General features: G+C 71.1%; 27 protein-coding genes. 10 read left to right on the top strand and 17 right to left on the bottom strand.

The genetic code is table 11. From position 1 onward, the window contains the following. Window positions 1-176 precede the first annotated feature (176 nt). Both RM446_RS21980 and RM446_RS21975 read left to right on the top strand, forming a co-directional pair. Window positions 177-938 (top strand): ClpP family protease, encoded by a 762-nt coding sequence (locus tag RM446_RS21980; RefSeq protein WP_398695677.1) that lies wholly within the window; start codon window positions 177-179, stop codon window positions 936-938. After that, window positions 935-1,552 (top strand): ATP-dependent Clp protease proteolytic subunit, encoded by a 618-nt coding sequence (locus tag RM446_RS21975; protein ID WP_311547296.1) that lies wholly within the window; start codon window positions 935-937, stop codon window positions 1,550-1,552. Before RM446_RS21980 ends, RM446_RS21975 begins: the two co-directional genes overlap by 4 nt. 77 nt (window positions 1,553-1,629) lie before the next feature. On the opposite strand, the gene RM446_RS21970 is transcribed toward RM446_RS21975, so the two are convergent. The 3 genes from RM446_RS21970 to RM446_RS21960 form a co-directional block, all read right to left on the bottom strand. Beyond that, window positions 1,630-1,965 (bottom strand): helix-turn-helix domain-containing protein, encoded by a 336-nt coding sequence (locus tag RM446_RS21970; protein ID WP_311547295.1) that lies wholly within the window; start codon window positions 1,963-1,965, stop codon window positions 1,630-1,632. Window positions 1,966-2,089: 124 nt separating this feature from the next. Beyond that, the gene (locus RM446_RS21965) at window positions 2,090-2,461 is read right to left on the bottom strand and encodes a hypothetical protein (protein ID WP_311547315.1); all 372 of its coding nucleotides are present in this window, start codon (window positions 2,459-2,461) and stop codon (window positions 2,090-2,092) included. A 98-nt stretch (window positions 2,462-2,559) separates the two neighbouring features. Beyond that, a complete protein-coding gene (locus RM446_RS21960) occupies window positions 2,560-3,045 on the bottom strand; it encodes a hypothetical protein (RefSeq protein ID WP_311547294.1) in 486 nt (161 codons plus the stop codon). 950 nt (window positions 3,046-3,995) lie between these two features. On the opposite strand from RM446_RS21960, the gene RM446_RS21955 reads away from it, so the two are divergent. After that, window positions 3,996-4,883, top strand: coding sequence for an SURF1 family protein (locus tag RM446_RS21955; RefSeq protein ID WP_311547293.1), 888 nt, complete (start codon window positions 3,996-3,998; stop codon window positions 4,881-4,883). Here RM446_RS21955 and RM446_RS21950 read toward each other — a convergent pair. Together RM446_RS21950 and RM446_RS21945 are read right to left on the bottom strand one after the other, a co-directional pair. Further along, window positions 4,859-5,284, bottom strand: a complete 426-nt coding sequence (locus RM446_RS21950) for a DUF3817 domain-containing protein (protein WP_311547292.1) — start codon at window positions 5,282-5,284, stop codon at window positions 4,859-4,861. The genes RM446_RS21955 and RM446_RS21950 overlap by 25 nt on opposite strands. Before the next feature lie 230 nt (window positions 5,285-5,514). After that, window positions 5,515-7,119, bottom strand: coding sequence for a glycosyltransferase (locus tag RM446_RS21945; protein ID WP_311547291.1), 1,605 nt, complete (start codon window positions 7,117-7,119; stop codon window positions 5,515-5,517). Window positions 7,120-7,493: 374 nt separating this feature from the next. Here RM446_RS21945 and RM446_RS21940 point away from each other — a divergent pair, with 374 nt between their 5' ends. From RM446_RS21940 to RM446_RS21930, 3 genes are all read left to right on the top strand, one after another. Continuing rightward, window positions 7,494-8,213 (top strand): WbqC family protein, encoded by a 720-nt coding sequence (locus tag RM446_RS21940; RefSeq protein ID WP_311547290.1) that lies wholly within the window; start codon window positions 7,494-7,496, stop codon window positions 8,211-8,213. A gap of 194 nt (window positions 8,214-8,407) precedes the next feature. Beyond that, window positions 8,408-9,121, top strand: a complete 714-nt coding sequence (locus tag RM446_RS21935; protein ID WP_311547314.1) for a PIG-L deacetylase family protein — start codon at window positions 8,408-8,410, stop codon at window positions 9,119-9,121. 74 nt (window positions 9,122-9,195) lie between these two features. Beyond that, window positions 9,196-10,188, top strand: a complete 993-nt coding sequence (locus RM446_RS21930; protein ID WP_311547289.1) for an NAD-dependent epimerase/dehydratase family protein — start codon at window positions 9,196-9,198, stop codon at window positions 10,186-10,188. 88 nt (window positions 10,189-10,276) lie between these two features. Here the strand turns inward: RM446_RS21930 and RM446_RS21925 are convergent, their stop codons facing one another. Together RM446_RS21925 and RM446_RS21920 are read right to left on the bottom strand one after the other, a co-directional pair. Then, complete coding sequence (locus tag RM446_RS21925) at window positions 10,277-10,690, bottom strand: DUF202 domain-containing protein (RefSeq protein ID WP_311547288.1); 414 nt, start codon at window positions 10,688-10,690, stop codon at window positions 10,277-10,279. Beyond that, window positions 10,687-11,085 carry a YidH family protein gene (locus RM446_RS21920; RefSeq protein ID WP_311547287.1) on the bottom strand — a complete coding sequence of 133 codons (399 nt, stop codon included), beginning with the start codon at window positions 11,083-11,085 and terminating at the stop codon, window positions 10,687-10,689. Before RM446_RS21920 ends, RM446_RS21925 begins: the two co-directional genes overlap by 4 nt. A 357-nt stretch (window positions 11,086-11,442) precedes the next feature. Between RM446_RS21920 and trxA the strand changes: the two genes are divergently transcribed. Next, on the top strand, window positions 11,443-11,826 hold the full coding sequence (gene trxA / locus RM446_RS21915; protein WP_311547286.1) for a thioredoxin: 384 nt from the start codon (window positions 11,443-11,445) through the stop codon (window positions 11,824-11,826). Between the two features lie 58 nt (window positions 11,827-11,884). Here the strand turns inward: trxA and RM446_RS21910 are convergent, their stop codons facing one another. The 6 genes from RM446_RS21910 to RM446_RS21885 form a co-directional block, all read right to left on the bottom strand. Further along, complete coding sequence (locus RM446_RS21910) at window positions 11,885-12,622, bottom strand: spermine/spermidine synthase domain-containing protein (RefSeq protein WP_311547285.1); 738 nt, start codon at window positions 12,620-12,622, stop codon at window positions 11,885-11,887. Between the two features lie 161 nt (window positions 12,623-12,783). Then, complete coding sequence (locus tag RM446_RS21905) at window positions 12,784-13,143, bottom strand: toxin-antitoxin system YwqK family antitoxin (protein ID WP_311547284.1); 360 nt, start codon at window positions 13,141-13,143, stop codon at window positions 12,784-12,786. Further along, window positions 13,130-15,376 carry a YwqJ-related putative deaminase gene (locus RM446_RS21900; RefSeq protein WP_311547283.1) on the bottom strand — a complete coding sequence of 749 codons (2,247 nt, stop codon included), beginning with the start codon at window positions 15,374-15,376 and terminating at the stop codon, window positions 13,130-13,132. The genes RM446_RS21905 and RM446_RS21900 overlap by 14 nt, the downstream gene beginning before the upstream one ends. A 393-nt stretch (window positions 15,377-15,769) precedes the next feature. Next, on the bottom strand, window positions 15,770-16,624 hold the full coding sequence (hisG, locus tag RM446_RS21895; protein WP_311547282.1) for an ATP phosphoribosyltransferase: 855 nt from the start codon (window positions 16,622-16,624) through the stop codon (window positions 15,770-15,772). An 84-nt stretch (window positions 16,625-16,708) separates the two neighbouring features. Further along, complete coding sequence (locus RM446_RS21890) at window positions 16,709-16,972, bottom strand: phosphoribosyl-ATP diphosphatase (RefSeq protein ID WP_449657181.1); 264 nt, start codon at window positions 16,970-16,972, stop codon at window positions 16,709-16,711. Window positions 16,973-17,126: 154 nt separating this feature from the next. Next, entirely contained in the window at window positions 17,127-18,017 is an 891-nt protein-coding gene (locus RM446_RS21885; RefSeq protein WP_311547280.1) for an SDR family NAD(P)-dependent oxidoreductase, read from the bottom strand. A gap of 301 nt (window positions 18,018-18,318) precedes the next feature. Between RM446_RS21885 and RM446_RS21880 the strand changes: the two genes are divergently transcribed. Further along, window positions 18,319-19,014 (top strand): class I SAM-dependent methyltransferase, encoded by a 696-nt coding sequence (locus RM446_RS21880; RefSeq protein WP_311547279.1) that lies wholly within the window; start codon window positions 18,319-18,321, stop codon window positions 19,012-19,014. 43 nt (window positions 19,015-19,057) lie between these two features. Here the strand turns inward: RM446_RS21880 and RM446_RS21875 are convergent, their stop codons facing one another. Beyond that, entirely contained in the window at window positions 19,058-20,026 is a 969-nt protein-coding gene (locus RM446_RS21875; protein ID WP_311547278.1) for a LysR family transcriptional regulator, read from the bottom strand. Window positions 20,027-20,110: 84 nt separating this feature from the next. On the opposite strand from RM446_RS21875, the gene RM446_RS21870 reads away from it, so the two are divergent. Beyond that, on the top strand, window positions 20,111-21,256 hold the full coding sequence (locus tag RM446_RS21870; RefSeq protein ID WP_311547277.1) for an aminotransferase class V-fold PLP-dependent enzyme: 1,146 nt from the start codon (window positions 20,111-20,113) through the stop codon (window positions 21,254-21,256). 210 nt (window positions 21,257-21,466) lie between these two features. Then, complete coding sequence (locus tag RM446_RS21865) at window positions 21,467-21,949, top strand: Clp protease N-terminal domain-containing protein (protein ID WP_311547276.1); 483 nt, start codon at window positions 21,467-21,469, stop codon at window positions 21,947-21,949. 91 nt (window positions 21,950-22,040) lie between these two features. Here RM446_RS21865 and RM446_RS21860 read toward each other — a convergent pair whose 3' ends face one another. The 3 genes from RM446_RS21860 to RM446_RS21850 form a co-directional block, all read right to left on the bottom strand. Further along, complete coding sequence (locus RM446_RS21860) at window positions 22,041-22,847, bottom strand: class I SAM-dependent methyltransferase (protein ID WP_311547275.1); 807 nt, start codon at window positions 22,845-22,847, stop codon at window positions 22,041-22,043. A gap of 110 nt (window positions 22,848-22,957) precedes the next feature. Beyond that, window positions 22,958-23,923 (bottom strand): SURF1 family cytochrome oxidase biogenesis protein, encoded by a 966-nt coding sequence (locus tag RM446_RS21855; protein ID WP_311547274.1) that lies wholly within the window; start codon window positions 23,921-23,923, stop codon window positions 22,958-22,960. Between the two features lie 287 nt (window positions 23,924-24,210). After that, a complete protein-coding gene (locus RM446_RS21850; protein WP_311547273.1) occupies window positions 24,211-25,329 on the bottom strand; it encodes a chaplin family protein in 1,119 nt (372 codons plus the stop codon). Window positions 25,330-25,676: the final 347 nt, after the last annotated feature.

Below are 25,676 nucleotides of genomic sequence, written 5' to 3'. Positions count from 1 at the left end.
CCCCCGCATCCCACCCCGTCCTCCCCGCACCGACCTCAGCGGGCTCTGCTTGCGGCAGATCGCCCGAGGGCAGAAAAGGTCGATTCCCCGGCGCCACCGAGCGCAGGCTGGTGACGTCCGGACGATGTGGTGGCCACCCGTCGGGCTCCGGCCTTGGAACCGATCGAGGAGGAGAAGTGCTCTCGACTCAACCATCGGCGCTGCCGCGGCTCGCCGCCGACGGCGCTGCCGCGACGTTCGACGACCAGATCGCCAGCCGGCTGCTGCACGGCCGGATGGTGGTGCTCGGCACCCAGGTGGACGAAGCCGTCGCCAACCGCATCTGCACGGAACTGCTGCTGCTCGCGGAAGACGACCCCAAGCGGGACATCACGCTGATCATCAACAGCCCCGGCGGCTCGGTGCACGCCGGTATGGCGGTCTACGACACCATGCGGTTCATCCCCAACGACGTGGCCACCCTCGTCATGGGATTCGCCGGAAGCATGAGCCAGTTCCTGCTGTGCACGGGTACCCCAGGCAAGCGCTACAGCCTGCCCAACGCCCGCATCATGATGCACCAGCCCTCCGGCGGAGTGGGCGGCACGGCCGCCGACATCGCCATCCAGGCGGAGAACCTGGCCCACACCAAGAAGTCCCTGCAGGAGCTGATCGCACGGCACACCGGCCAGCCGGTGGAGCGCATCGTCGAGGACCAGCGCCGCGACGCCTGGTTCACCGCCGAGCAGGCCCGCGAGTACGGGTTCGTCGACCGCGTCGTCGACAGCGTGGCCGAACTGGGCGGCGACACCGCGCGCCGCTTCGGGTTCGGCGCCGACCACGCGCCGGGGATCACCCATGCCGCGGCGTCGGCGCGAGCTGAGCAGCAGCAGAAGCACGGGGGCGCAGCGCGCGACGGCGGGGCCGACCGGCCGGACTCCGAGGAGGGGCGGAAATGAGCCAGTACACGGTTCCGGTGGTGGTCGAGCGCACGCCCTCGGGCGAGCGGTCCTACGACGTCTTCAGCCGGCTGCTCTCGGAGCGGATCATCTTCCTGGGAACGGCGATCGACGACGGCGTGGCCAATGTGACGATGGCCCAGCTTCTCCACCTCGACCATGAGAACGAGGAGCGCGACATCAGCCTCTACATCAACTCCCCCGGCGGCTCCACCTCCGCGGTGACGGCCATCTACGACACGATGCGGTTCGTGCGCGCCGACGTGGCGACGGTGTGCATGGGCCAGGCGGCCTCGGGCGCGGCGGTGCTGCTCGCGGCGGGCACGCCCGGCAAGCGGATGGCGCTGGGCCACTCGCGGGTGCTGCTGCACCAGCCCTCCAGCGAGGGCCAGGGGGAGGCCGCCGACCTGGAGATCCAGGCCGCCGAGGTGCTGCGGGTGCGCAGCGAGATCGAAGAGATCCTTTCGGCGCACACCGGCCACAGTGTGGAGCGGCTGCGGGCTGACACCGAGCGAGACAAGATCTTCACCGCGTGGGATGCCAGGGACTACGGGCTGGTCGACGACGTGATCTCGGACCGGCCGGCGAGGAGGGCAGCCGTGGACGCGGCCTGACTCCGGTGGTGCGCCGTCCGCGGCCGGCGGGCGGCGCACCCGGCCGGGCGCGGACCGCCCCCGTCCGGAACGGACGTTCAGGCGGCGAGCAGTACCGCCTGGACGCCGCCGTCCGTTCGAGGGGACCCGACCAGCTTGCGGCCCATCGGCGCGGGGGCGGGCACGAGCTCGGTGTGCAGCCCGCCGACCAGGTCGACCAGCTGCAACCCGAGCGCGCGGTAGACGGCGGCCAGCACCTCGGAGGAAGGCTCCTTGCGGCCGCGCTCGATCTCCGAGAGGTACTGCAAGGACACTTGCGCGTCCTCGGCGACGTCCTGCAGCGTGCGGCCCTGCTTCAATCGGGCGCGGCGCAGCACGCCCCCGATGAGGTCGCGCATCAGCGGCTCGTCGCCCTCTGCCGGCCGTTCGCCCATGGTTCCCTCCCCGCAGCGCACTCCTGACACACAGACCCTACTCCGCCCGGACGGCAGCGGCCATGGCCTCGGAAGCGCCCGCCTGCGCGTTCTGCGACGGGCAGAACCGGCGCCGGGTACGGGATCACACGTCCAGCTCCTCGTCGATCGACTTGAGCCGGTGGCGGGCCAGGGCGAGGTTGCCCCGAGTACGGTCCATCGCAAGGTAGAGGAACAGACCCTGCCCCTTTCTGCTGGTGAGAGGGCGAATGATGTGGTATTGCGCGGAAAGCGTGATCAGGATGTCCTCGATCGACTCGTTGAGCCCGAGCTGCTCGGTGGTCCGAATTTTCGCGCGGACGACCTCGGTGTTTCCCGCGGCGGCCACATTGAGGTCGAAGGACTTGGTCGAGGAGAGCGTGCCCAGCGCCATCCCGCTGCTGTAGTCGACGACTGCGGCGCCGATCGCGCCTTCGATCTCCATCATTTCCTTGAGCCCGGAATCTATATTCGCCATATCCTTCTCTTTCCTATGGTTGAGCCGGAGCAGCGCGGGCCGCTCGGCGATCCAGCGGCGCAGCCGTCCGCCATGGCCGCGCGGCCGCGCTCCACCGGTCAAGCGACCACCTCAGCCGTCCGGTCGCTGCCTGTGGACAACTCCCGCAGGGCGTTGAGGACGCGGAGGAGCACAGGGCGCTCGACGGTGGTGGATGCGGCAGGCGCGGGGGTGCCCCGTCGCCTGCGGACGTCGGGAAGCTGCGGGCGGGCGTCCTCGGCGACGCGTCGCAGCCGGTGCAGGACCAGGCCGAGACTTCCCCGCTCGCGATCCATCCGGACCTGAAGGCACAGGCCGGGGTGGGCGAGCACGGTGTAGATCAGATGGTCTCCGCGCTCGGTGACGACCACTTCCTCGACCGTCCGCCCCTGCTCGAAAGGCCCCTCTGCCACGGCGCGCACGACCGCCGCCGTCTGCGCCGCCAGCGCCCTGTCGTCCGCGCCGTGCCAGGCGACGGTGCGCTCCTCGTGCCAGTGGACGAGGCAGACGCTGCGCACTCCGTCGAGGCGGAGAACCTCCAGCATCTGCCGATCCAGGTCGATCACGGCGCTCCTTCGCACACGCGGGCAGGCGGAGGCGAAGACACGGCGATTCCGTTCCTCGCACCATCGATGAGCATAAAGGGGGACGCGTGATTCGCGTGGCTTTTCTGGTGATTCGCGGTGCCCAATCCGGCCACCCGTGATCTTTTCGACCGAATACGCCGATCTACCGGATGCGCAGTAAGAATACGGGAAACCGGCGAATCGAATTGATCACGCCGATCGCCCGGATTCGGTGTCCGTGCGCGGTTGGGGACCTTGTTCGGCGATACCGGGCCCGAAGGCCCCGGTTCCGCCTGAGCGGTGCGGGGGAATCGCGCGCCCGCGTGCATCCGGAGAGGAGTTCGGGCCCGGCGAGCAGAGGGGCGTTCGACGCCGGCCCGGGGAAGGAGGGGGCCCCACAAGGCACCCGTGTGGCCGCGGGTGGACGCAGGCGCGCGCCATCGTGGAAAAGGGGGGCCGTGTCCGGCCCGAGCGGCTACGACTGCTCGGCGCGTCGCCGGCGACGGGACCGAAGGAGGCCGGGCGGTCGATCGGCGGCTCGGCGCCTCAGGCCGTCAGCGCCTCAGGTGCGTCAGGTGCGTCAGGGCTTTGGGGACCCGCCCCGGTCGAACCCGTACAAGGCAAGACGCGAGGGCCGCCTCCGTGTCCCCCCTCAAAATCACGGATGCGGCCCTCGCTTTGGGAACGGTCGCCGACTCCTCCCCCCTGGAGTCGCGACCTTTAAAGCTCTATGTTGTGGCGGGAGAGCGGCGCCGATCGGCTTCGCCTCTCGCTCTGTTCCACAGACTACCGATGATGACCTGCCACAACAACCCTCTGTCACGGCGAACTACTTAAAGTAATTTCCATCTCCGCTCAACCCGCGAACCAAGGCACGGCGCCCAAGGTCAAGTCGGCGCTGTTTTCGGGGGTGGAGCATGGCCGCGGCAAGGCGGACATAGCCTGGGGTCGTGCGTTCCGTCTTGGTCAAGCCCCGCTGGCTCGGCATCCATCTGCTGGTCCTGCTCGCCGTGACCGTGTGCCTCGGCGCGGGGTACTGGCAGTTCGAGCGCGCCCAGCAACCCTCGCGCGAGGTTGTGGACAGCCCCATCGAGCGGCTGTCCCAGGCCCGGCCGCTGGAGAGCGTGCTGCAGCCGGGCGCCTACATGTCCGAGGAGGAGGGCAACCAAGCGGTACGGGTCACCGGCGTGTACGCGCCCGAGCGGCAGCGACTGGCGCCGGCGCTCTCCCCCGAGGGCGAGAAGGGGTACTACGTCGTCGTTCCGCTGGTCACCGGCGAGGACACCGCTGTCGCCGTCAGCCGCGGGTGGCTACCCGAAAGCGCGGCCGACTCGGCGGACCGGCCGGCCGACGTGCCCGAGGGCGAGGTCTCGGTGACGGGCTGGCTGCAGCCGCCCGACAAGGCAGAGGACGGATACATCCCTGTCGACACGCCCGAGGGCCACGTCGCCCGGATCGCGCCCTCGCTGCTGGTCAACGAATGGCCCTACCGCCTCTACGAGGGCTACATCATCCTCGGCGAGCAGCGGCCCGGCGACACGTCCGCCGGTGCCGGGCCGCGGCTGCGGGAGATCCCGCCGCCGGAACCGCCCGAGGGCATCGTGTGGAACTGGCGCAACGTGAGCTACGCCGCGCAATGGGTGGTGTTCGGCGGCGCGGTGGTCGTCTTCTGGGTGTCGCTCATGCGCCGTGAGCTTCGGGAAGGCGGCTCGGCCGGCGATCAGGACGGGCAGGGCGGCCGCGGCCCCGGGAGCCAGGACGTGCGACCGGACGCCGGAGGCGGCGGTGCGCCCTCCGCCGACGCGGGCGGCGATCAGGTGTCGGTGGCGCGAACCTGACCGGCCCGGCGCTCGTCCGCCGACGCGGTCCGGCCGGACTCCGCCTTCTCCGCCGCCGCCAGCCGGTGCTCGATAATGAGCCCGGCGAACGGGATCGTCCCGGCCAGGGCCACCCCCACCGTCCGCGGCGCGCTCCAGCGCCGGTCCAGGGCAAGCCACAGCACGACGAGCACGTAGGCCATGTAGACGTAGCCGTGCGGGATGGCCACGAGCGGCATCAGCACCGACTCGTCGCCGAACAGGCTCTCGGCCCCCGCAGGCGCGCCGACCAGCGGGAAGCGCGCGGTCTCGCCGATGAGGTACTTGGCCGGCATCGCGGCGAACGTGAGGAGCAGAAGCAGGACACCCGTCACATAGGCGAGGACGCGGTACAGGACGAACGGCAGACGCTTCTTCTCCACGGGGCACCTCGTGCTGTCGGCGGCGGACGGCGCTCCGGAGTGCGCCGCGCGAGCGGCCGCGGGCGCCCGCGGCCGCGCTGGGCAATTCTGTGGTTCCGGCCCCCGCGGCAACTGGCGCGACGAGGGTCTGGTCCGAGCCTAATCGCCGCCGCGGGCATACCGGAGGCGGGTCGTCCCACACCGTTGGCGCCGCCGCTCGGGAACGGACACGCAGGTCGCGGCCCCCTTGCCTACAGGCGCCCCGACCCGCGGGTGGGACTCTGCCAGCGGCCGTCGGAACGGGTGGTCCAGGCCTGGGGAACGGTGCGCAGGGTGAGGTAGGCGTCGAGGAGCCGCATCGGCAGGAAGAACACCCCGTAGACCAGGTAGCTGGGCCTGCGTCGGACCGTCGCCAGAATGCAGGTCAGGATGTAGTCGGGCACGAACAGCCCGATCAGGATCGTGGTGAGCGGCAGCACAGAGGTGACGGCGGTGTAGCCCGTCGCGTAGGCGCCCACGTCCAGCACCGCGCCACCGGTTGCCAGCGGGACGAGCGTGAAGAGTCCCAGCGCGGCGGTGGCCAGCAGCAGCACCGAGACGACCACGACCTCCAGGATGTAGAAGAACAGCGCGAACCAGAACAGGCTCGGCCACACGCCGTGCCGGCGCACGGTCTGCCAGAACCCCAGCGTCCAGCGCCGCACCTGCTTGACGTAGTCGCCCAGGGTGAACGGATCCTGGCAGTAGGCCTTGGTGTCGGGGTTCATCGAGATGCGCCCGAGGCGCTTGTGGTGCACCTCGAAGGTCATGTTGAAGTCCTCGATCACCAGGCCCTTGGGGTTGATGTCGATGCTCTTCAACGCGCTGGTGCGGTACACGCTGGCGAAGCCGGGGACGATGAACGAGGTGCTGGTGTGCCGCCAGGTCTGGCCGAAGCGCAGCAGGTACTGCAGGAGCCAGTAGAGGCGGTCGCGGTAGGCCGAGATGGTCCGGCCGGCGACGGTGCGCTCCTTGGGCTTCCACTCGGCGACCACGAAGCCCGCCACGGCGGCGACGGAGGGATCGCCGAGCTGGCGTCGGGCGCCCTCGACGTAGCCGCTGTCGAGCTCGGTGTCGGCGTCGAGGATGACGACTCCGGCATAGTTCTCGGCCAGCTCGAACTCCTCGACGACCGCCTCGATGGCGCCGGCCTTGCCGCGGTTGGTCAGCAGCTCGAGGACGTTGACGCCGGTCTCGGCGGCGATGTCGGCGGTGGCGTCGTGCGAGCTGTCCGAGACCACGTAGATGTCCCAGCGGTTGAACAGCCGCAGCGCCGAGGTGATGGCGCCGTCGATCACCGGCTCCTCGTTGTGTGCCGGGATGACCACTGCCAGGTCGAGCCGCTCGGAGGCATCGGCGTCACCGGCGGCCGGGACCGCCGGCGCCGCGCCCGCGGGAACCGGCTGGGCGCCGGCCGCCGCCGTGTCGCCGGGCACCGGAACATGCGCCGTGCCTGCGCCTCCGCCGACCGTTTCGGCGCGCGAGCGCACCAGCACCCGGTCGCCGTGCTCCTCCGCGGCATCGACAGCGGCGGCGGCCTCGGCACCGCCCCGGCCGGCGGCGAGCGCCCGGCGCCGGGCCGCGGCGCCGCGGCGTTCGCGCACCGACCGCACCGAGTCGTCGCCCAGTCGTACCGTACCCACCAGGCTCCACACGAAGAGGTTGAGTCCGAACGCCATGCCGAGCAGGAGCGGTAGCGGGGTGGTCGCGGCCGCGGAGTCGAGCGCGAACCTGAGCCATTGCACAAAGAGCGTCACTGCAAGCGTCAGGGCGATCGCCCCCGCGAGCCAACTTCCGATGAAACGTGCCGTACGCACGGGTTGTCCTCCTGGCGAGGTTCGAGAGGTTCGACCGATGTCGGCGACAAGAACCGGTGATAAGTTGACGCTCCCCCGACGGAGGAAGTTCACCTGGTCGCGCGTCCTATCTAGGCCACACGAATCCTATGTATGTACTTGCAGTCGCGGGTGCCCGTTGATGCAATACCTTAGGTAGCCGAAGCCCGGGCGGCCGACAGCAGCACGCCCCATGTCCGTAGATTCCTCGTAATTCTGCACGCTCGGATCAGTCGATATCAATCCTCAACCGCATGCCCAGGACCGGACCGCATCCGCGAGCAGGGCCCACGCCGCGGAATCCGTGCTGGTCACCAGCACTCCACGTGCCCACGCAGCCTCGGAGAGGAACCGCAGTGCGCGTCGCCATGCACCAGCCGCATTATCTGCCGTGGTTGGGACTCATCGACAAGGCGGACCGAAGCGACCTCTTTGTCGTACTTGATCATGTTCAATATGAGCGCCGCGGCTGGCAGAACCGCAACTACGTCGCCGCGAAGGGCGGACCCGTCCTGCTGACCGTCCCGGTAATACAACGCAACCGCGACGAACGAATCCTGGACAAAAAGGTCGACAACTCCCATCCTTGGCGTGAAAAACACCGCAGGACCCTGGAGGAACACTGCTACCGCGGTGCTCCGTTCTGGGGGGAGTTCCGCGAGCGCTTTCTCGGCGTCTACGACCGGGAAGGGGACAGTCTGGCCGATCTCGCCTTGGCCACGATGCGCGCCGCCCTCGACGGGTTCGGCGTCGCGACGCCGGTGGTGCGTGCGAGCGAGCTCGGCGAGTTCCCCGGCCAGAAGAGCGAGCTGCTCGCCCAGCTCGCGGCCAAGGTCGGCGCCACCGCGATGCTCTCGGGCGACGGCGCGCGCGACTACATCGACACCGATGTCTTCCGCCGCTACGGCATCGCGGTGGAGTGGCAGCGATTCCGGCACCCCCGGTACCCGCAGCACAACCGGGCCGAGGAGGAGTTCCTTCCTCGGATGGCCGCGCTGGACCTGCTCGCCAACGTCGGCTCGACCGCGGCGCTGCGGGCTCTGCGCAGCACCCGCGCCCGGGACTCGGGCGGCTGACCGCCCCGGACGCGGCCGGCTCCAGCCGCGCCGACCGGGCACCGGGCCCTCGGCTCCCGCCCCGGCGGAGCATCCCAGCACAGCCGAACCAGGCCGCCGGTCTGCGCCTCGCGACACTTCCCGCTGCCGTCTGCAGACGCGCCGGCCCCGCGCTATCCGCGCCCATCATCCGGATCCCCCGCGAAGGACGCCGCATCATGTTCGACTGGTCCCAGCAGCGCCTACTGGTCATCGCTCCGCACCCCGACGACGAAGTCCTGGGCTGCGGCGGGCTTCTCCACAAGGCCAAGTCCGCCGGCGCCGAGGTGTACGTGCAGTTCCTGACCGTCGGCGACACGGCCGACGTCTCCGACAGGGGGTACTCCACCGCGAGCGAGCGGGTGGGCGAGATCAAGGAGGTGGCCGACCATTACCGCTGGGACGACTGGCACATCGCATTCCCCGGCGACGACTACCACCTCCGGCTCGACTCACTCCCGCGCTTCGAGGTGGCCAACATCGTCGAGCGGCAGAGCCCGATCTCCGTCAGCGAGGTGCGCCCCACGGCGGTGCTCGCGCCGCACCGGCTGAGCTACAACCAGGACCACCAGGTCGCGGCCGAGGCGGTGCACACCGCGCTGCGTCCGTCCGACGCGCGGCGGCGCCACCACCCCGGCCTCGTGCTGTCCTACGAGGAGGCCGCCGACCAGTGGCGCCAGGAGCCCGCGCCCGCACCCAACATGCTGGTCGAGCTCGACGAGGCCGCGTTCGCATCGAAGGTCGCCGCAATGCGCCTGTACGGCAGCCAGTTCCACGATCACCCGCACACACGGTCCGAGCTCACTCTGCAGAGTCTGGCCGTGCTGCGCGGGATGCAGGGCGGGGTCGCGTTCGCAGAGGGCTATCACGCGACGCGCCTGCTGGCCTGAGTAGGTCCTTGGGCCGGCCCCCGCCACCCGGAATACCGCGTATCCCAGAGCACTCTGAACGAGGGGGAGGCACCTTGAAAGCCGTTGTGACCGGCGGAGCCGGATTCATCGGGTCGCACCTGTGCGACCACCTGATCGCCGAGGGGCACCAGGTCGTTGCCCTGGACGACTTGTCGACAGGATGCGAGTCCAACCTGAAACAACTCAGCGGGCACCCGGACTTCGAGCTGGTGAAGGGCTCGGTGCTGGACGAAGTGCTCGTGGACGATGTCGTCGCCGCCGGCGACACCGTCTTCCACCTGGCCGCGGCGGTGGGCGTGCACACCATTGTGGACAGGCCGCTGGAGTCGCTGCGCACCAACCTGCACGGCACCGAGAACGTCGTCGAGGCCGCTGTACGGCGGCGGGCGCGCTACCTCGTCGCCTCCACGAGCGAGGTCTACGGCAAGAACGACGCCGACGGACTCAGCGAGGACGCGGACAGGATTCTCGGCTCGCCCCTGAAGAGCCGATGGTCCTACGCCGCCGCCAAGGGGCTCGACGAGCTCGTCGCCTACGTGCACGGCGGCGCCTCGGGCCTGCCGTGCGTCATCACGAGGTTCTTCAACATCGTCGGACCGCGCCAGACGGGCCGCTACGGCATGGTCGTACCGCGGTTCGTCGACCAGGCGCTGACCGGCGAGCCGGTCACCGTCTACGGCGAGGGGACGCAGCGCCGGTGCTTCGGCTCGGTCTTCGACGTGGTTCCGGCCATGGTGAGCCTGCTGGAGACCCCCGCCGCCCACAACCGCGCCGTCAACCTCGGCGGCAAGGAGGAGGTCTCCATCTCCGATCTCGCCCAGCGCGTGATCGACCTCACCGGCTCCGACAGCACGGTGCGCCACGTGCCCTACGAGGAGGCCTACGGCGAGGGCTACGAAGACATGCGGCGACGCATGCCCGACACTTCGCTGGCGGCGGACCTGATCGACTACGAGCCCCGGTGGAGGCTGGACGACATCGTCGGCTCCGTCCTCGAGGACAAGCGGGCGGACTCGCCGGCCGCGCACGCCGCTCTGGCGTCGTGATCCCGGGGGCCTAGTCCCGATCCTGCTGCCCCAAGGGCCGGATTCCCGCTGTCCGGCCCCCAAGCGCAGGCGTCAGCGGGCACGCACGTCACACCATCAGCGCGCTCACGGCGACCGCGATCGCCAGTAGGCAGGACGCGGCGCTGACCAGGACCAGCGCCCACGGCCGGGCCACCGGTGCGGGCGGCCGACCGGTCCGGTCGTCGTGCAGCCCGTGCTCCGTGGCGCGCCAGCGCCGCCGCAGGTGCACGATGAGCACGCCGAGCGCGGCCAACACGCCCAGAACGGGGAACAGTCGATACAGCGGGTCGCCGCCCTGCTGCGCCCCACCCGGTTCCAACGGGTCGCGCAGGTAGAGCACCGCCACGACGATGACCACGATCACGGTCCGCTGCCAGGCGAGCAGCGTGCGCTCGGCCTGCAGACCGGCGGATCGCGCCTCGCGCTGGGGCCGCGGAGGGCGTGGCCCGGTTCCGGAGCCGCCATCTTCGGACGCGCTCACGACCAGTAGTTCCCGAACAACACGACCGCGCACACAATGGCGACCCCGACGGCGGTCAGTACGGGCAGCGCGCTCATGGGCAGCGGCTGGTCGCGGCGCATTGCCTTCTGCACATGCAGCCAGCGCAGCGGCGCGTAGACGGTGATCACGACCGCCAGGCCGGTGAGCGCGAACCCGACGGCCAGCTTCACCCCGGAGTGCCAGTCCAGCGGAACCAGGTGCAGCACCGCCACCGCGCCGGCGATCAGCGCGAGGGCCGTGCGGATCCAGGCAAGGAAGGTGCGCTCGTTGGCCAGCGTGAAGCGGTAGTCCGGTTCAGCTCCCCGCGAACCGCCCGAACGCTGCCCGCCCGAACCCGCCTCCCCCTCGCCGGAGGGGTCTCTACCCGCGGCCATTGCCGCCCTTCCGTCGGCGACCGCCCTCCGGGCGGCCGGTGCCGTAGCGATCTTCCTGTCGCTATGACCCTAGTGACCTCGACATATTCCTCCCAAACCGGTATTGAACCGGTGTTTTGTAGGGATCCGCGAGAGTGAACGGGCCGACCTTCGCGGGTAGCGGGCGACACGCGGCGCCGGGCCCGGCCGTCGAGATGACGGCCGGCGAGGGGAGGGCATAGCGTCGCCCCCGGGCCTTGGGGCTCGACACCGCGGGGTGTGCCCTGATCTGTGGCCACGCCGAGGCTTGTGGAACAAATCAGCGGGCACGACCGCTCTACGAGGCAGCACGCAACCGACCCGTCAGCAGGAGACTTCGTGGCCACGACAGAACTCACCAAGGACAATTTCAACGAGACCCTGACGGAGAACGAGTTCGTTCTCATCGACTTCTGGGCGTCCTGGTGCGGACCGTGCAAGCAGTTCGCCCCGGTCTACGAAGAGGCCTCGGAGAAGCACGACGACCTGCTCTTCGCCAAGGTCGACACCGAGGACCAGCAGGAGCTGGCCGCCAGCTTCGACATCCAGTCCATCCCCACGCTGATGGTGGTCCGCGACAAGACGGTCATCTACGCGCAGCCGGGCGCGCTGCCGAAGGAGAGCCTGGAAGACCTCATCCGCCAGGCCCGCGAGCTCGACATGGACGAGGTCCGCAAGGAGATCGAGAAGCAGCAGGCCGACGACGAGGCACCTGCCGAGTGAACGCACGCCGTGCCAGGGGGCGTACCCGTACGGGTGCGCCCCTTTCGTCGGCGGGGCGTCAGGACGCGGGCGCGGGGCCCCGCGCGAGATAGACCACGTCGGGCTCCCCCGCCCGGGCGGCGACCTCGATGGTCTCGACCGCGCCGAACTCGCGCTCCAGCAGTCGGGCGAAGTCCGGCGCGCGCATGGCGCTCCAGAAGGCGACGGCGCCGCCCGGCCGCAGCAGCCTCCGCAGCCGTGCGAGCGCGGCGGCCTCGTACAGCCGGCCGTTGCCCTCGACCACCGTCCAGTCCGGTCCGTTGTCGGTGTCGAGGCAGACGACGTCGGCCCAGGGCCCGGCGGTTTCGGCCTCCTCGGCTGCAGAGGCGAGCCACGCGCCGAAGTCGCCGCAGACCACCTCGCAGCGAGGATCGGCGAGTACACGGCCCGCGGCGGCGCCCAGCGGACCGCTATGCCATTCGACGACCGCGGGTTCCAGCTCGACCACCCGCACACGCTCCACTCTCGGGTCGTCCAGCGCCTCGCGGGCCGAGAAGCCCACGCCCAGACCGGCGATCAGCACCCGGGGGCCCGAAGCGCCGCGGCCGCCGCCGGGCAGCGCCGCCAGGCAGGCCCGCACCATCTCCCGCTCGGACTCGCCGTCGCGGGTGTCCATCAGGAACACCCCGTTGCTGATGATCTCGAAGTGCTCCCCGGCGCGACGCAGCACCAGCTCCCCGCCGGTGGCCCCGACGGTTCGCTCGACGACCGCGGGCTCCGGTTCGGCACCCGCGGGCCATGCGGTTGCGCGGTCCACCGGTCCTCCTCGGACTCGACTGCTCCCGGGGGCGCAATGCTCCGCCCCGGCCGCCGAGTCGGATCCTACCCACCGGCCTCGAGCCGCCATGCGCCCGCCGCTACCGGGAGCGAGCACGGGTCCGTCCCGGTGCGACGACCCGTCACCACCGCGACGGACCGTCACATGGGGTTGGAGTACTGCCGGTCCTCGACCAGGTTTCCCTCGGCGTCCCAGGTGCGGTTGGACAGCGCACGGCCGCGGTCGTCGAACCGGCGCTCCTGGGCGAGACGGCCGTTCTCATGCCAGTGCCGCCACGTCCCGACCGCGCCCTTGCCGATGTCGACCTGCCCTTCGACTTTCCGGGCGCCGCTCGAATACCACTCGAGCCACGGCCCGTGCTCGTGCCCCCTCTTGTACGTGATCAGCCCGATCACGTTTCCGTCCGAATCGAGCTCGACAACCTCGCCGGTGTAAACATCGTCATTGAGGAAAGCGATTCCGTCATCGTACTCGATATCCGTGTCCTCAACCCGTTCCATAATCCCCCTCGACCGTTGTTTCGGCGCTGTTCGGATGACCTGGCGGATAGAGCAGCCGGTCGGTATTGCTGCCGGCGCCATCGATTAGCCTGGTGCAGTTGGCGCAGCACGGAGCCGGGGTCGGGCCGGACTTGTAGAGCGTGAACATCGGATCGACCTGGAAGTCCGAGAGCACATCCGCGCCCGCGTCCCTCCCACGCAGGTTCAGCAGTTCATTCAAAGCCTTGACCTCGGCGTGCCGGAGGGGGTTGTCATTGTGCGGGAACTCGCTTTCCCCGATCTCCTCGCCGGTACGCCGATCGTACATCTTGTAGGGCCCGTTATCGCGCATCGATTCGAGCCTCTCCGCGAGGAGGGGGTGGACATCGTCAGGTGAAATGACGTCGTCACGGCGCCCGTTCACGGCTTCGATCACGGTACCGGTGCGCCGGTCGATCACGACTGCGTTGACCGCGCCGCCGAGGCCGCCGAGCGAGTTCTTCGACGCCCCCTTGTCGGCCACGAGGTCACGTATTCCTTCCGCCCGCTGCTTCACAAGGTCGCGCAGATAGGAGTTGACGGGCCTACCGTCGACGGTGTCGATCAGGCCGTCGTCACCGCGTTCGACCCTGGACTCGTCGAGCCGATCGAGAACCTGGCTGCCCTTGGGGTCCGGCGGCAGGGGAGGCGCGTCCTCTCCGTCCGTCCCCGGGCCGTCCTCCTCCCCGCGGCCCCCGTCCTCGGGGGTGCCGTCGCCGTCCGGCGTGCTGTCGCCGTCCGGCGTGCTGTCGCCGTCCTGCGTGCCGTCCCCGTCCGGCGTGCTGTCGACGTCCGGCGTGCTGTCCCCGTCACCGTCCGGGACACCGTCCCCGTCCGGCGTGCTGTCCCCGTCCCCCTCCGGGACACCGTCGCCGCCCCCCTTCGGGACACCGTCGCCATTCGGGACGCCGTCGCCGTCCGGCGTGCCGTCACCGTTCCCGTTGCCTCCGCCGCTCGGGGTGTTGCCGCCGGTGTCGATCGGGTCGCCGCCACCGACGGGGGTCGGCTGGGTGTCGAAGCCCTCGGCCTCGTCCAGCGAGTCCTGGATACCGTCGAGCTGCTGCTGGTCGATGTCGAGGTCGTCCAGCCGGTTCTGCAGGCCCTGCGTGGTCTGCCCGGGGCTGTCGCTCAGCCGGCTCGCGTCCTGGAGGTCGACGTCGGCGTCGGGACGGTTGGCGTCCACATCCACATCACCGTTGCCCCCGACCTTGCGCGCCCCCTTGGCCAGCGCCTTGACCACACCGGCGCCGCCCACGAACATGCTGCCCACGTTGCAGATCGTCTGCGTGATCACATATCCCGGCCGATCGCCCCATTCACGCCAGGGCACGATCGCGTGCGCGAACTCCGTCCAGCCGTTGCCGAGGTTGCTGCCCCACTCGCCCCAAGAACTGACACCCCACCCGTTCTCCCCGTACAGGCCGACCAGACTGCCCAGGCCGGCCAGGGTGTCGCCCCAGTTGTTCTTGAGATTGCTGCCCCACTCGCTCCACGAACCGACGCCCCAGCCGTCCTCGCCGTACAACCCGACCAGACTGCCCAGGTCCTCGGCGAAACCGACACCGAAGTCCTTCACACCGTTCCAGGCATCCTCATACCAGGGCGCGTCGTACTCCTGCGGCGTCGCCCACGGCGTCTCCACGCCTTCGGGGATCTCGGTGTAGCCGTGGGCCTGCTCGTCCGAGCCGACCGATCCTTCTTCGCCCGGCGCCGTGGCCACGAACGTGGTGCCGCCGAACAGCGACGTGATCTTGTTGGCGCAGTCACGCTCGGCGGTCATGTACTCGTTGAGGGCGGCGAGCACGTCGTCGTTCATGCCGTTGTGCTCGTTGACCTTGTCCTCGTCCTCGCGCCAGTCGTCGTCCCCCTCGACGTCGGACACGAACGACTCGGCGTCGGCCTTCAGCCCCTGCAGCCTGCCCTTGATCCGCTCGGCTTCGTCGGCGAAGGTCTCCAGCGCGTCGGCCGCGGTGGCGACCGCCCCGTCCACCTCGTCGCCCTTAGTGGCGACCGGGTCGATGGCCGAGAGGAGGACGTTGTCCTCAGGGGCGATGTAGATGCCCTCCAGGCCCTTCCACGAGGACTTGATGTCCTGGCCGAACTGGGAGATGTCGCCGCCGTCGGTTCTGAGCGCCGAAGCCGCTGTGCGCAGGTCCTCGGGCTTGACCTGCGGAATCGGGATCGCGCTCGGATCGATCAGGCCTTCGGTCGCCACGGCACCACCTGGGGTCGGTCATCGGATCCGCCCGCGGCCTCGGGGAGGCGGACCGATGAAGTCGTGATCTGCCGGCTCGCGCTACCGGCCGCGCGGACACGGTCTCCGCGGGGGCGGAGCGGAACCGGGATCGGCGGCCGGACAGACGATCCGCGTTCCATGATGGACGCGATCCCGCTGCTGGACGAACGCCTCGGCCCGTCCGGAACCGGACGCGGAGCGAAAGCGCAGGTGGCGGGCGCGTGACCGGAAGCGGAGGGAACCGTGAGCGGAGCGCGTCCGTCCAAATCAGCGGATGCGGGCACTCCCGCCCCTCCCCTCACGCGGACGGCGCGGCGCAAGATGCGATGTGATGCCGGCCGCGGTCGGCGGCGTCCGTCTTCGACCCGGTGCTCACAGGCGACAGGCGTAGATGTCGGTGACCAGGATCGCGCGTGCCCCGAGCTCCCAGAGATCGTCCATGATCCGCTGAGCGTCCGAGCGGGGGACCATGGCGCGCACGGCCACCCAGCCCTCGCGGTGCAGCGGCGAGACGGTGGGCCCCTCCATGCCGGGGGTCAGGGCCACCGCGTCGTCGAGCTGCTCGGCGTGGACGTCGTAGTCCATCATCACGTAGTCGCGCGCCACCAGCACACCGCGGAGCCGGCGCAGCAGCTGCTCGATCTTGGGGTCCTGCGCGGCGCCGCGCGGGCGGATGACCACGCCTTCGGAGGTGAGGATCGGTTCGCCGAACAGCTCCAGCCCGGCGTTGCGCAGCGTCGTCCCGGTCGAGACCACGTCGGCCACCGCGTCGGCCACGCCGAGCTGGATCGAGCTCTCGACCGCGCCGTCGAGGTGGATGACGCGCGCCTCGATCCCCTTCCCTTCGAGGTACTGCTCCAGCAGCCCTTCGAAGGAGGTGGCGATCCGCTTGCCCTTGAGGTCCTCGACCGTCATCGAGGCACCTCCGCGCGCAGCGAAGCGGAAGGTGGAGCCGCCGAAGCCGAGGGCGAGCGCCTCCTCCACCGGTGCCCCGGAGTCGAGCAGCATGTCGCGGCCGGTGATGCCGGCCTGCAGGATGCCTTCGCCGACGTAGACGGCGATGTCCTTGGGGCGCAGGAAGAAGAACTCGGCCTCGTTCTCCGGGTCGACCATGACGAGGTCGCGGGAGTCCTTGCGCTGGCGGTATCCGGCCTCGCGGAGCATGGCGCTGGCGGGTTCGGCGAGCTGTCCCTTATTGGGCACGGCGATTCGGAGCTGGTCAGCCATGGTGCGGGTGTCCTCGTTGAGCGTCGGCGGTCGAGCAGGGGCACGGAGTCGGCCGGTCGGGGGCTGGCGGAGTTCCGGACCGGCCTACAGATGCCGGTAGACGTCGTCGAGGCGCAGTCCGCGCGCCAGCATCAGCACCTGGAGGTGGTAGAGCAGCTGCGAGATCTCCTCGGCGGCGGCGGCGTCCGACTCGTACTCGGCGGCCATCCACACCTCGGCGGCCTCTTCGACGACCTTCTTGCCGATGCCGTGCACGCCGGCGTCCAGCGCCGCGACCGTGCCCGAGCCTTCGGGACGCGTGCGCGCCTTCTCGGACAGCTCGGCGAACAGCTCATCGAAGGTCTTCATGATCACTTTCCTCAGGCGGCATGCCCTCCTAGCCTAGGCGCACACCGCCCCCGCTCGTGACTCCGCACGCAGCGGCAGCGGGTGAACGCGGGCCGCGGTGCGTGCGGCAGAGGCGGACGCGGCGCGCGCGGAGCCGCGGCGCCCGGCCGCCGCCTCACTGCACTTCGCGCTGCACGTCCTGGTAGGCGCTGCGGCGCGCGAGCGTCCTGAACAGGCTGCGCGGGATGAGCCGCAGCAACCCGTCGGCGGTCTTGTACTGCTGACCGGGCACGACCGACGTCCGGCCCGCCGCCCAAGCCCGCAGGGACTGGGAGACGATGCGCTCCTTGGCCACGAACACGATTTCGGGCAGGCCCTTCTCCTGGACCCCGCGCGTCATGTCGGTGCGCACGAAGCCGGGAAGCACGACGCTGACGTGCACCCCGTGCGCCGCGACCTCCAAGGCGACGCTCTCGCTCCACAGCCGGACGAAGGACTTGGTCGCTCCGTAGACGGCGCCGCCGGGGTTGGCTGCCAGCTCACCGGCCATCGAGGAGACGTTGACGACTCCCATCCGCGGAAGGTCGCCTGCCCCGAGCCCCGCCCGGCGACGGCGGGCGATCTGGACGGGGAGCACCGCGCGGGCGAGCCGGACGACGGCGCGGATGTTCAGGTCGAGCATGGCGTCGACCTCGCCGGGGTCCTGGCGGACGAACTCGCCGCCCCCGCCGGTGCCGGCGTTGTTGACGAGCAGGTCGATCGGAGCAGCATCGCCGGTGCCGTCGGCGCGCAGCCGCTCCTCCAGGCGGGCGACGTCGCCGGAGTCGCACAGGTCCGCTGGCAGGGCGGCGGCGGACACTCCGCACTGCTCGGCGAGGTCGTCGGCCAGCTCCTCGATGAGCCGGGCTCGGCGCGCGACCAGGACGAGGTCGTAGCCGCGGCGGGCCAGTTGGCGGGCGTACTCCTCGCCGATGCCGGAAGAGGCGCCCGTCACGAGCGCGGTGCGGCGCCGGCGGCTGCCGGGAGTGGCCCGCGCGGACTCGGGGGAAGGCTCGGTTTCGCTCACGTCTGCTCGCTCTCCACCGGGCGGAACGGCCCGGGACTCGGTCGGCTTCGGGGGGCGGCTGCCCCGGGCGTGCCCCTACCCGCGGCCGCGGCTCTCTGACGGCTCCGATCCGATCACATCCGAACGCCCACGCGTCCGGCCGCCGCCTGCGGATCGCGTCGCCTCCGCACCGATCAACCGCGGAGAACGTCCACAGGGGCCGGGCCCCGCGCCCCGCCCGGTCCGCTGTACAGCGCTTCGGCCACCGCACACGCCCACCGGCAAACCTGCGGCTTGCGGCGATAAGCACTACCGTTCAGGCATGGCAGCGCCACAGAAACCACTGCAGTCCACCGGAATCGATTCGCGTCTCCGCGACGCCGGACTCTTCGTCCGCCAAGCGGTCCGCACCTTTCGCGCGACGGGGGCGGTGGCTCCCAGCAGCCGCGCTCTCGGACACGCGCTGGCACGGTTCATCGACGAACGCGAAGACCCCACCGCCCCCCTGGACATCCTGGAGGCGGGCGCCGGCACGGGGGCCGTCTCGCGGGTGATCGCCCAGCACATGCGCGCGGGCGACACCATCGACCTGGTCGAGTCCAACCCGGAGTTCGCCGGCCGCTTGGCCGAGCAGCTCACGTCCGACCCCGATCTCAGCGGGATCGCCGACGGCGCCACGGTGCACCAGAAGCTGGTCACCGACATGGGGCCCGACGTCAGCTACGACGTCATCGTCTCCGGGCTCCCCTTTGCGAACTTCACGGCCGAAGAGGTCCGCGAGATCATGGAGTACTACTTCTCCGTGCTGCGTCCCGGCGGTCGCCTGTCCCTGTTCGGCTACCTTTACACCAAGCAGGTCAAGGCGGTCATCGCCCCCCGCGAGGACTTCTTGCGGCAGGCGCGGTCCGGCTGGGTGGTCGAGGAGTGGGTCAACCGCTACGGGGTCGGCACCGAGCGCGTTCTGGCCAACCTGCCCCCGGCCTGGATCCAGCACCTGCGCAAGCCCGCGGAGGACTGACCCCCTTCCGCACGCCCCCGCAGCCGGCGGCCCGGTTCCGCGGTCATCCGCTTCCGGAGCCGCCGGCCGCGCGGGAAGGCGCGCCGCCGCCGGCCGCGGGCGCCCGAACGCCCGCCGGATCCACCCTGCCCGCGGCGGTCGCCAGCTCGTCCAGCATCGCTGCGACGGCCGGGGGCTGGGGCCCCGCCGACACCGCGGCGTAGATTCGGCGCGAGCCGAGTTCGGGCAGCGCGATCCGGGCCACGCCCGGCTCGCTGTGGCAGGCGAACGCCAGATTCGGCAGCGCCGACACGGCCAGACCGCGGGCCACCAGCCGCTGCACGGCCACGTACTGGTCGGTCGCGAAGTCGACGCGGGGCTGGAAGCCCGCGACCCTGCATCGGAACTCCACGTGGTCGCGGCACCGCCGGCATCCCGACGCCCACGCCTCACCGGAGAGGTCGGCCAGGCTCGGCGGCTCACCGCCCGCCGCCGGGTGCCCGTCAGGGACCGCGAGCACGACGGGGTCGCGCGCGAGCGGGACGAACCGCAGCCGCATGTCGGCGTCGCCGGAGGTCTCGGCGTAGTCGAAGGCGACCGCGATGTCGGTCTCACCTGCGCGCAGCGCCGCGAGCGCCTCGGCGGGCTCGGCCTCGGAGAGCGCGCCGCGCACGTCGCCGGCCCGGTTGCGCAGGGCCGCCAGCGCATCGGGCACGAACGAGGATGCGGCGGTCGGGAACGCGGCCAGGCGGACCCGCCCGGCGCGCAGACCTGCGATGGCGGCGACCTTCTCGTCGGCTTCGGCCAGCGCAGCGAGCGCGCTCTCGGCGTGGTCCGCCAGGATGCGCCCCGCCTCGGTGAGCCGCACCCCTCGTGCGTGCCGCGCGACCAGCGGGGTCCCGGCTTCGGCCTCCAACCGCGAAACGTGGTGCGAGATCGCGGGCTGGCTGTAGGACAAGGACGCGGCGGCCGCACTCATCGAGCCGAGCCGGGCGACCTCGCGCAGGACGCGCAACCGGTGGAGTTCGGGCACGCGGGCAAGGTATCAACTTCTTCTGCAGGTAATGCGGAAAACTTCGGATTGTCCTTAAGCTCCATGCGGATCAGGATCGGTGGCATGGACACACACGACGCCGCCGAACGGGGCGGCTCCGCAGAGGACTTCCTGCCCGCCGGCATCGCCGGGCATTTCGGCGCGGCGGGCACCGGGACCGCCTTCCTCAACACCGGCACCTACGGCCTGCCGCCGCTCGCCGCGCACGAGGCCGTCCTGCGGGCCGAGCGCGACCGCGCCGCGGGGCGGCTGGACCTCTCCGCTCTGGACGAGGCGGTGGGCGCCTCGCGCTCCGCCTTCGCCGGACTGATGGGGCTGACGCCCGAGCGCGTCGCGGTGGGGGCGCAGGCCTCGCAGTTCGTCGGCCTGGCCGCCGCCTCCCTGCCCGACGGCGCCGAGGTGGTCGCCGTGGAGGGGGACTTCTCATCGCTGCTGTTCCCGCTGCTGGCCCAGCAGGAGCGCGGAGTGCGCGTGCGCCTGGTCGCGCTGACCGACCTGGCCTCCGCCGTTCGCCCGACGACCGACCTGGTCGCGGTTTCGGCGGTGCAGTCGGCCGACGGCGCCGTCGCACCGCTGGAGGACGTCCTCGCCGCCGCGGCGGCCAACGGCGCGCGGACCCTGGTCGACGCCACCCAGGCCGCCGGCTGGCTGCCGCTGCCGGCCGATCGGATCGACCTGCTGGTCTCCTGCGGCTACAAGTGGCTGCTCGCGCCGCGCGGCACGTGCTTCCTGGCGGGCACCCCGGAGGCCCTGGCCGACCTGCCTCCGCTGGCGGCGGGCTGGTACGCCGGGGCAAAGGTCTGGGACTCGGTCTACGGCGGTCCGCTGCGCCTGGCCGCCGACGCGCGACGGCTGGACGTCTCGCCTGTGTGGACGTCGTGGGTGGGGCAGGCGCCGGCGCTGGAGTTCATCGCCGATGTCGGCGTCGAAGCCGTCCATCGCCACAACCTCGCACTCGCGGCGCGCTTCAAGACCCGGCTCGGCCTGGAGCGCGGTGGCTCGGCGGACTCGGCGATCGTGTCCCTGGCGCTGCCGCCCGGCAGCGCCGACCGGCTCGCCCGTGCCGGCGTGATCGCCTCCGAACGGGCTGGACGCGTGCGGTTCTGCTTCCACCTGTCCACCACGCCCGCCGACGTGGACAAGGCGGTGGAGGTGGTGGAGGAGGAGGTGAAGGCTTCGGGAGATGCCGCGGCGGGGGAAGCGGTCTAGGAGTTGGAGCCAGTGCCGGCGGCTTGGCGTTGAGCCGGTGCCGGGAATCAGGCGGTACCGGAGCTCGCCCGTACGTCAACTTTAATTGACAATGCGCGGAGGTCAACGTATGTTGACAATCGGGCGGGCGACACGGCCCGTCGAGCCACCGTGTCGGAGAGGCGGGCGGAAGAGATGTTCGAGCGGTTCACCCGAGACGCACGGGAGGTCGTGCGACACAGCCATGAAGAGGTCCGGGCGACCGGCCACGAACGCATCGGCACAGAGCATCTCCTGCTGGCGGTGCTCGCCGAACCCACCGGAGCCGGACACCGCGCCCTGCACCAGCACGGCGCCGACGCCGCGTCTCTGCGCGACGCCGTCCGACTCCTCGCGGCGCCGAAGCCGGCCGATACGGCGGCGGCGCCCGGAGAAGCCCGCCGGCTCGGGCACGGTCTGCTGCAGCGGCTGCACGACAGCGTGGGCGGCGGGCGCACTCGGCTCTCCCCGCGGGCGAAGAAGGCCCTGGAGCAGTCGCTGCGCGCCGCCTTGGAGAACAACGACAAGTCCATCAACAGCGGCCACGTCCTCCTCGGCATCCTCCGCGTTCCCGACGCGACCGCCCACCGCATCCTCGCCGGCGCCGCCATCGACCCCCAGGCCCTGCGCACCACCGCAACCGCCTTCGCCGGCGGAGGCGGCTCCACCGCCTGAGCGGGGCGGGCGGACGACCGGGCGTGCGTGGATCGGCCCGGGTGCCCGGATGAACGGGCCCGTATGCCGACTTCAGGCGGGGCGGGGTCTGCTACAGGCCGCCCGCGGCCCGCCGTTCCGGTTTCGCGGCCGCGAAGATCGCGGTTCCGGGGAAGAGGCGGCCGCGCAGAGGGCTCCAGCCGCCCCAGGTCTGCTGGTTGGACCCGGGCCACTCCGGTTCCACCAGGTCGCGCAGGACCAGGTCGGCAGACGCGATGGCGCGGACCCAGTCGCCTGTGGTGTGGTGGTGCTCGACGTAGAGCGCCCGTCCGGCGGCGTCCTCTTCGACGTAGGCGCGGCGGTCGAAGTAGGACTGCTCGGCGGTCAGGCCGCGTTCGCCCGGCTCGTCGGGAAAGCACCAGCGCATGGGGTGGCTCACCGAGAACACCAGCCGCCCGCCCGGCCTCAGCACGCGAGCGGCCTCGGTGAGCGCCGCGCCGGCGTCGGGCACGAACGGCAGGCCGCCGAAGGCGGAGCACACAAGGTCGAAGGCGCCCGCTGCGAACGGCAGACTCTGGACGTCGGTCTGGGCGGTCGCCACCTCCACGCCGGTCTGCTCGTCAATCCGGCGCGCGTGCTGGAGCTGGCGGTGCGAGACGTCGACGCCCACGACGTGCTCGACCCCGTGGGTGCGCAGCCACCGCGAGCACTGGCCGGCACCGCAGCCCAGCTCCAGCACCCGGGCGCCGCGCAGCTCATCCACCGGTCCCAGCAAGCCCGCGTCGGCCTCGACGAGCCCTTCGGGCCCCCACACGAAGCCGGTGTCGCGCAGGAACCCGCCGTGCTCGGCCTGGTACTCGTCGGCCGCGTGCTCCCACCACACGCGGCTTGCCCGCGCGACGTGTAACGCGGTGGACACCGGGCGCTCCCCCGTCTTCGCTCATACTCCGATCCTGCCACTGCCGCCGTGCGGGATTCGGGCCCGGGCCGCAGCCGGGCGCCCCCTGAATCGTGCCCGGTTGCGCGGAGCTACGACCGGGCGTCGGCGTTCGGGGACCGCCGTTCGGCGCGGGTCTCGTCCGGCGCCTTCGTCCCGGCCCCGGGCGGGGCCTCAGCCGCGGTCGCCGCCTCGCGGAGGCCGGTTTCCGGCGCCCGGCCCGGGGCGCCGCCGTCCGGTCCCCTGCCGTCGGCGCCGTCCCCGCCCGGACTGTCGGCCCCCGAGCCCGATCCGGAGTCCTCCGTTCCCCCGCCGCCGCTGCGGGCCTCGGCCACCTCCCGGCGCATGAGGAAGACCCATCCGCCCACCGCGATCAGGGTGAACACCCACCACTGAACGGCATAGGAGAGGTTCATCCCCGTGTTCATCTCGGGTGAAGGCACGGCCTCGGGGTGTTCGGCGCCTTCGGGGCGCTGCTCGGTCAGCTCGGCGTAGCCGCCGTAGACGGGATAAGGCAGGTCGCCGGCGATCCGGTCCACGTCGATGAGCATGACCTGGCCCTCGGGCAGGCCGCCCCGCACGCGGATGCCGGTGCTCTCCTCCGTCTCGCTGAACCGCAGCCGCCCGGTGACCGTCACCTGCCCTTCGGGGGGCGCGGGCACGTCCGGCCGGGCCGTGGCCGTGGGCGGCTGCTCGATCCAGCCGCGGTTGACCAGCAGGGCCGTACCTCCGTCGGTGACCAGCGGTGTCAGCACGTGCAGGCCCACCCCGCCGGATCCGTCGCGGTTGCGCACGAGCAGCTCGTGCTCGGCGTCGTAGTGCCCGGTAGCGGTGACCCGGCGCCACTGCTCGGCGGCCGAGACGTCCTCCCCCGGCGAGGTGAGCCGGTCCGCCGGGACGGCCGCCGAAGCCATGTTCTCCTCCTGCAGAGCGACTGCGGCGGACTTGTCCTCCCACCGGTGGAGCTGCCAGAACCCGAGCCAGATGAAGCTGGGCACGATCAGCGCCACCAGCGCGTGGAACGCCAGCATGCGCGGCGACAGCAGGATGCGGAGCACGTTTTCGAGGCTATAGGAGCCGTGGCACCTGCGGTCAGCGGGTCACCGTCACCCACCTGCGCGTATCCGCCCCGCGAAACCGCCGCCGGGCGAACGAGAGACGGCCGCCCGAGCCCGAGCGCGCCGTACCGCACGCCCGGACCTCTTCTCCCCCGAAACACGAAGGCGCTGCGCGGAGGGTTCGCGCCCCCCGCGCAGCGCCTGGGCTGCTCGCTGCGCCCCGGCTCACTGCGGGGCGGCGTCCGTACGCGGCCGCTCGGGGCGGATGCGCCCGCGACCGCTCGCCGCTACTCCTCGGCGCCCGCGGCGTCGTCGTCGGCGACGGCCGCGGCGGCCTTGCGGCGGCGGCTGAACGCCATCGCGGCGCCACCGCCGCCGATGGCTGCCACGGCGGCGGCGACGAGGCCGCCCAGGGCCGGGCCGGTCAGCGGCAGTCCGCCGGAAGCGCCGGTGTCGCTGCCTTCGGGAGCGTTCTTGTCATCAGGCGTGCTGTCCTCGCCGGGCTGCTCGGGCGAGGGCGCCTCGTCGCCGTCGTCACCGGGCTTGTCGCCGCCGTCCTCACCGTCGTCACCCGGCTCGTCGCCGCCGTCCTCACCATCGTCACCCGGCTCGTCGCCGCCGTCCTCACCGTCGTCACCCGGCTCGTCGCCGCCCTCGTCGTGGCTGATCTTCTCCAGGCACTCGCCCTCGGCCACTCCCAACACCCCGACGGCGTTGCCGCAGATGTCCACCGCGGCGTCAACGGGGACGTTGACCTGGTTGCCGGAGGCCACACCGCTCGACCCGTCGGTCTGCGGGGACCCCCCGCCCTCGCTGCCCTCGTCGTCGGAGGACTTCTCGACGGCCTTCACCACAGTGGTGCACTCGGCCTCCGAGGCGCCCAGCACGTCGATCGAGTTGCCGCACACGTCCAGTGCGACGTCCACAGGAATGTTGATCTGGTTGCCGGAGGCCACACCGCTCGACCCGTCGGTCTGCGGGGACCCCCCGCCCTCGGATTCGTCTGCCAGCTTGTTGACCACGGTGGTGCAGTCGGCCTTGGAGATACCGCCGATGGCCGCGGAGTTGCCGCAGATGTCGACAGCCGCGTCGACCGGCATATTGATCTGGTTACCCGCGGCCGCACCGTTCGACCCGTCGGTCTGGGGCGACGACTGCCCTTCGTCGCTGGCCGCGTACAGGATCTCCGAGACACGCGTGCAGTCGGCCTGTGAGATGCCAAGGACGGACAGCGCGTTGCCGCACAGCTCGGCCTCGACGTCAGCAGGGACGTTGATCTGGTTACCGGAGGCGACCCCGCCCGAGCCGTCGGTCTCAGGTCCGGCGAAGGCGGTCGCCGGGGCCGCGCCGACCAGGCCGACGGCCAGCAGCGTGGCGGACACGGAGGTGGAGAGATGCTTGCGCATGTTCAGGCATGACCTTTCGCAGACGCGAATACGGATGGTGTTCTTTCGGGGCAAAGGCCTCACCGAAGGCGGGGTAGTGATCCACCGCCCCGAAGGGGACAGCAGGTTGCCGCCGCCATCGAAAAAAGAGCGGACAGCACGGGAATACGCATGCCCGCGCGCCGACGGCAGCCGGACGGCGCCGTCCCGAGAAGTGCCGGGGCCGGTTTCGCCGCGCCGCCGATAGACAACACTAACAGCTTTCCTCCGCCCGCTTGTGGTTTTTCCCAAGAGAAGTGCCGCACCCTGAATCAGGTCGCATACACACCCCGACGACATCACGAAACACCAGGTCAGAGACCAAAATA

The organism is Streptomonospora wellingtoniae (assembly GCF_031845375.1).
Taxonomy (GTDB): domain Bacteria; phylum Actinomycetota; class Actinomycetes; order Streptosporangiales; family Streptosporangiaceae; genus Streptomonospora; species Streptomonospora wellingtoniae.
This window is presented reverse-complemented; position numbering and strand designations above follow the sequence as displayed.

Coding starts and splice junctions, on each gene's coding strand:
- RM446_RS21975 (WP_311547296.1), top strand. CDS start 935: ATGAGCCAGTACACGGTTCCGGTGGTGGTCGAGCGCACGCCCTCGGGC.
- RM446_RS21970 (WP_311547295.1), bottom strand. CDS start 1,965: ATGGGCGAACGGCCGGCAGAGGGCGACGAGCCGCTGATGCGCGACCTC.
- RM446_RS21965 (WP_311547315.1), bottom strand. CDS start 2,461: ATGGCGAATATAGATTCCGGGCTCAAGGAAATGATGGAGATCGAAGGC.
- RM446_RS21920 (WP_311547287.1), bottom strand. CDS start 11,085: ATGGCCGCGGGTAGAGACCCCTCCGGCGAGGGGGAGGCGGGTTCGGGC.
- RM446_RS21905 (WP_311547284.1), bottom strand. CDS start 13,143: ATGGAACGGGTTGAGGACACGGATATCGAGTACGATGACGGAATCGCT.
- hisG (WP_311547282.1), bottom strand. CDS start 16,624: ATGGCTGACCAGCTCCGAATCGCCGTGCCCAATAAGGGACAGCTCGCC.
- RM446_RS21890 (WP_449657181.1), bottom strand. CDS start 16,972: ATGAAGACCTTCGATGAGCTGTTCGCCGAGCTGTCCGAGAAGGCGCGC.
- RM446_RS21880 (WP_311547279.1), top strand. CDS start 18,319: ATGGCAGCGCCACAGAAACCACTGCAGTCCACCGGAATCGATTCGCGT.
- RM446_RS21870 (WP_311547277.1), top strand. CDS start 20,111: ATGGACACACACGACGCCGCCGAACGGGGCGGCTCCGCAGAGGACTTC.
- RM446_RS21850 (WP_311547273.1), bottom strand. CDS start 25,329: ATGCGCAAGCATCTCTCCACCTCCGTGTCCGCCACGCTGCTGGCCGTC.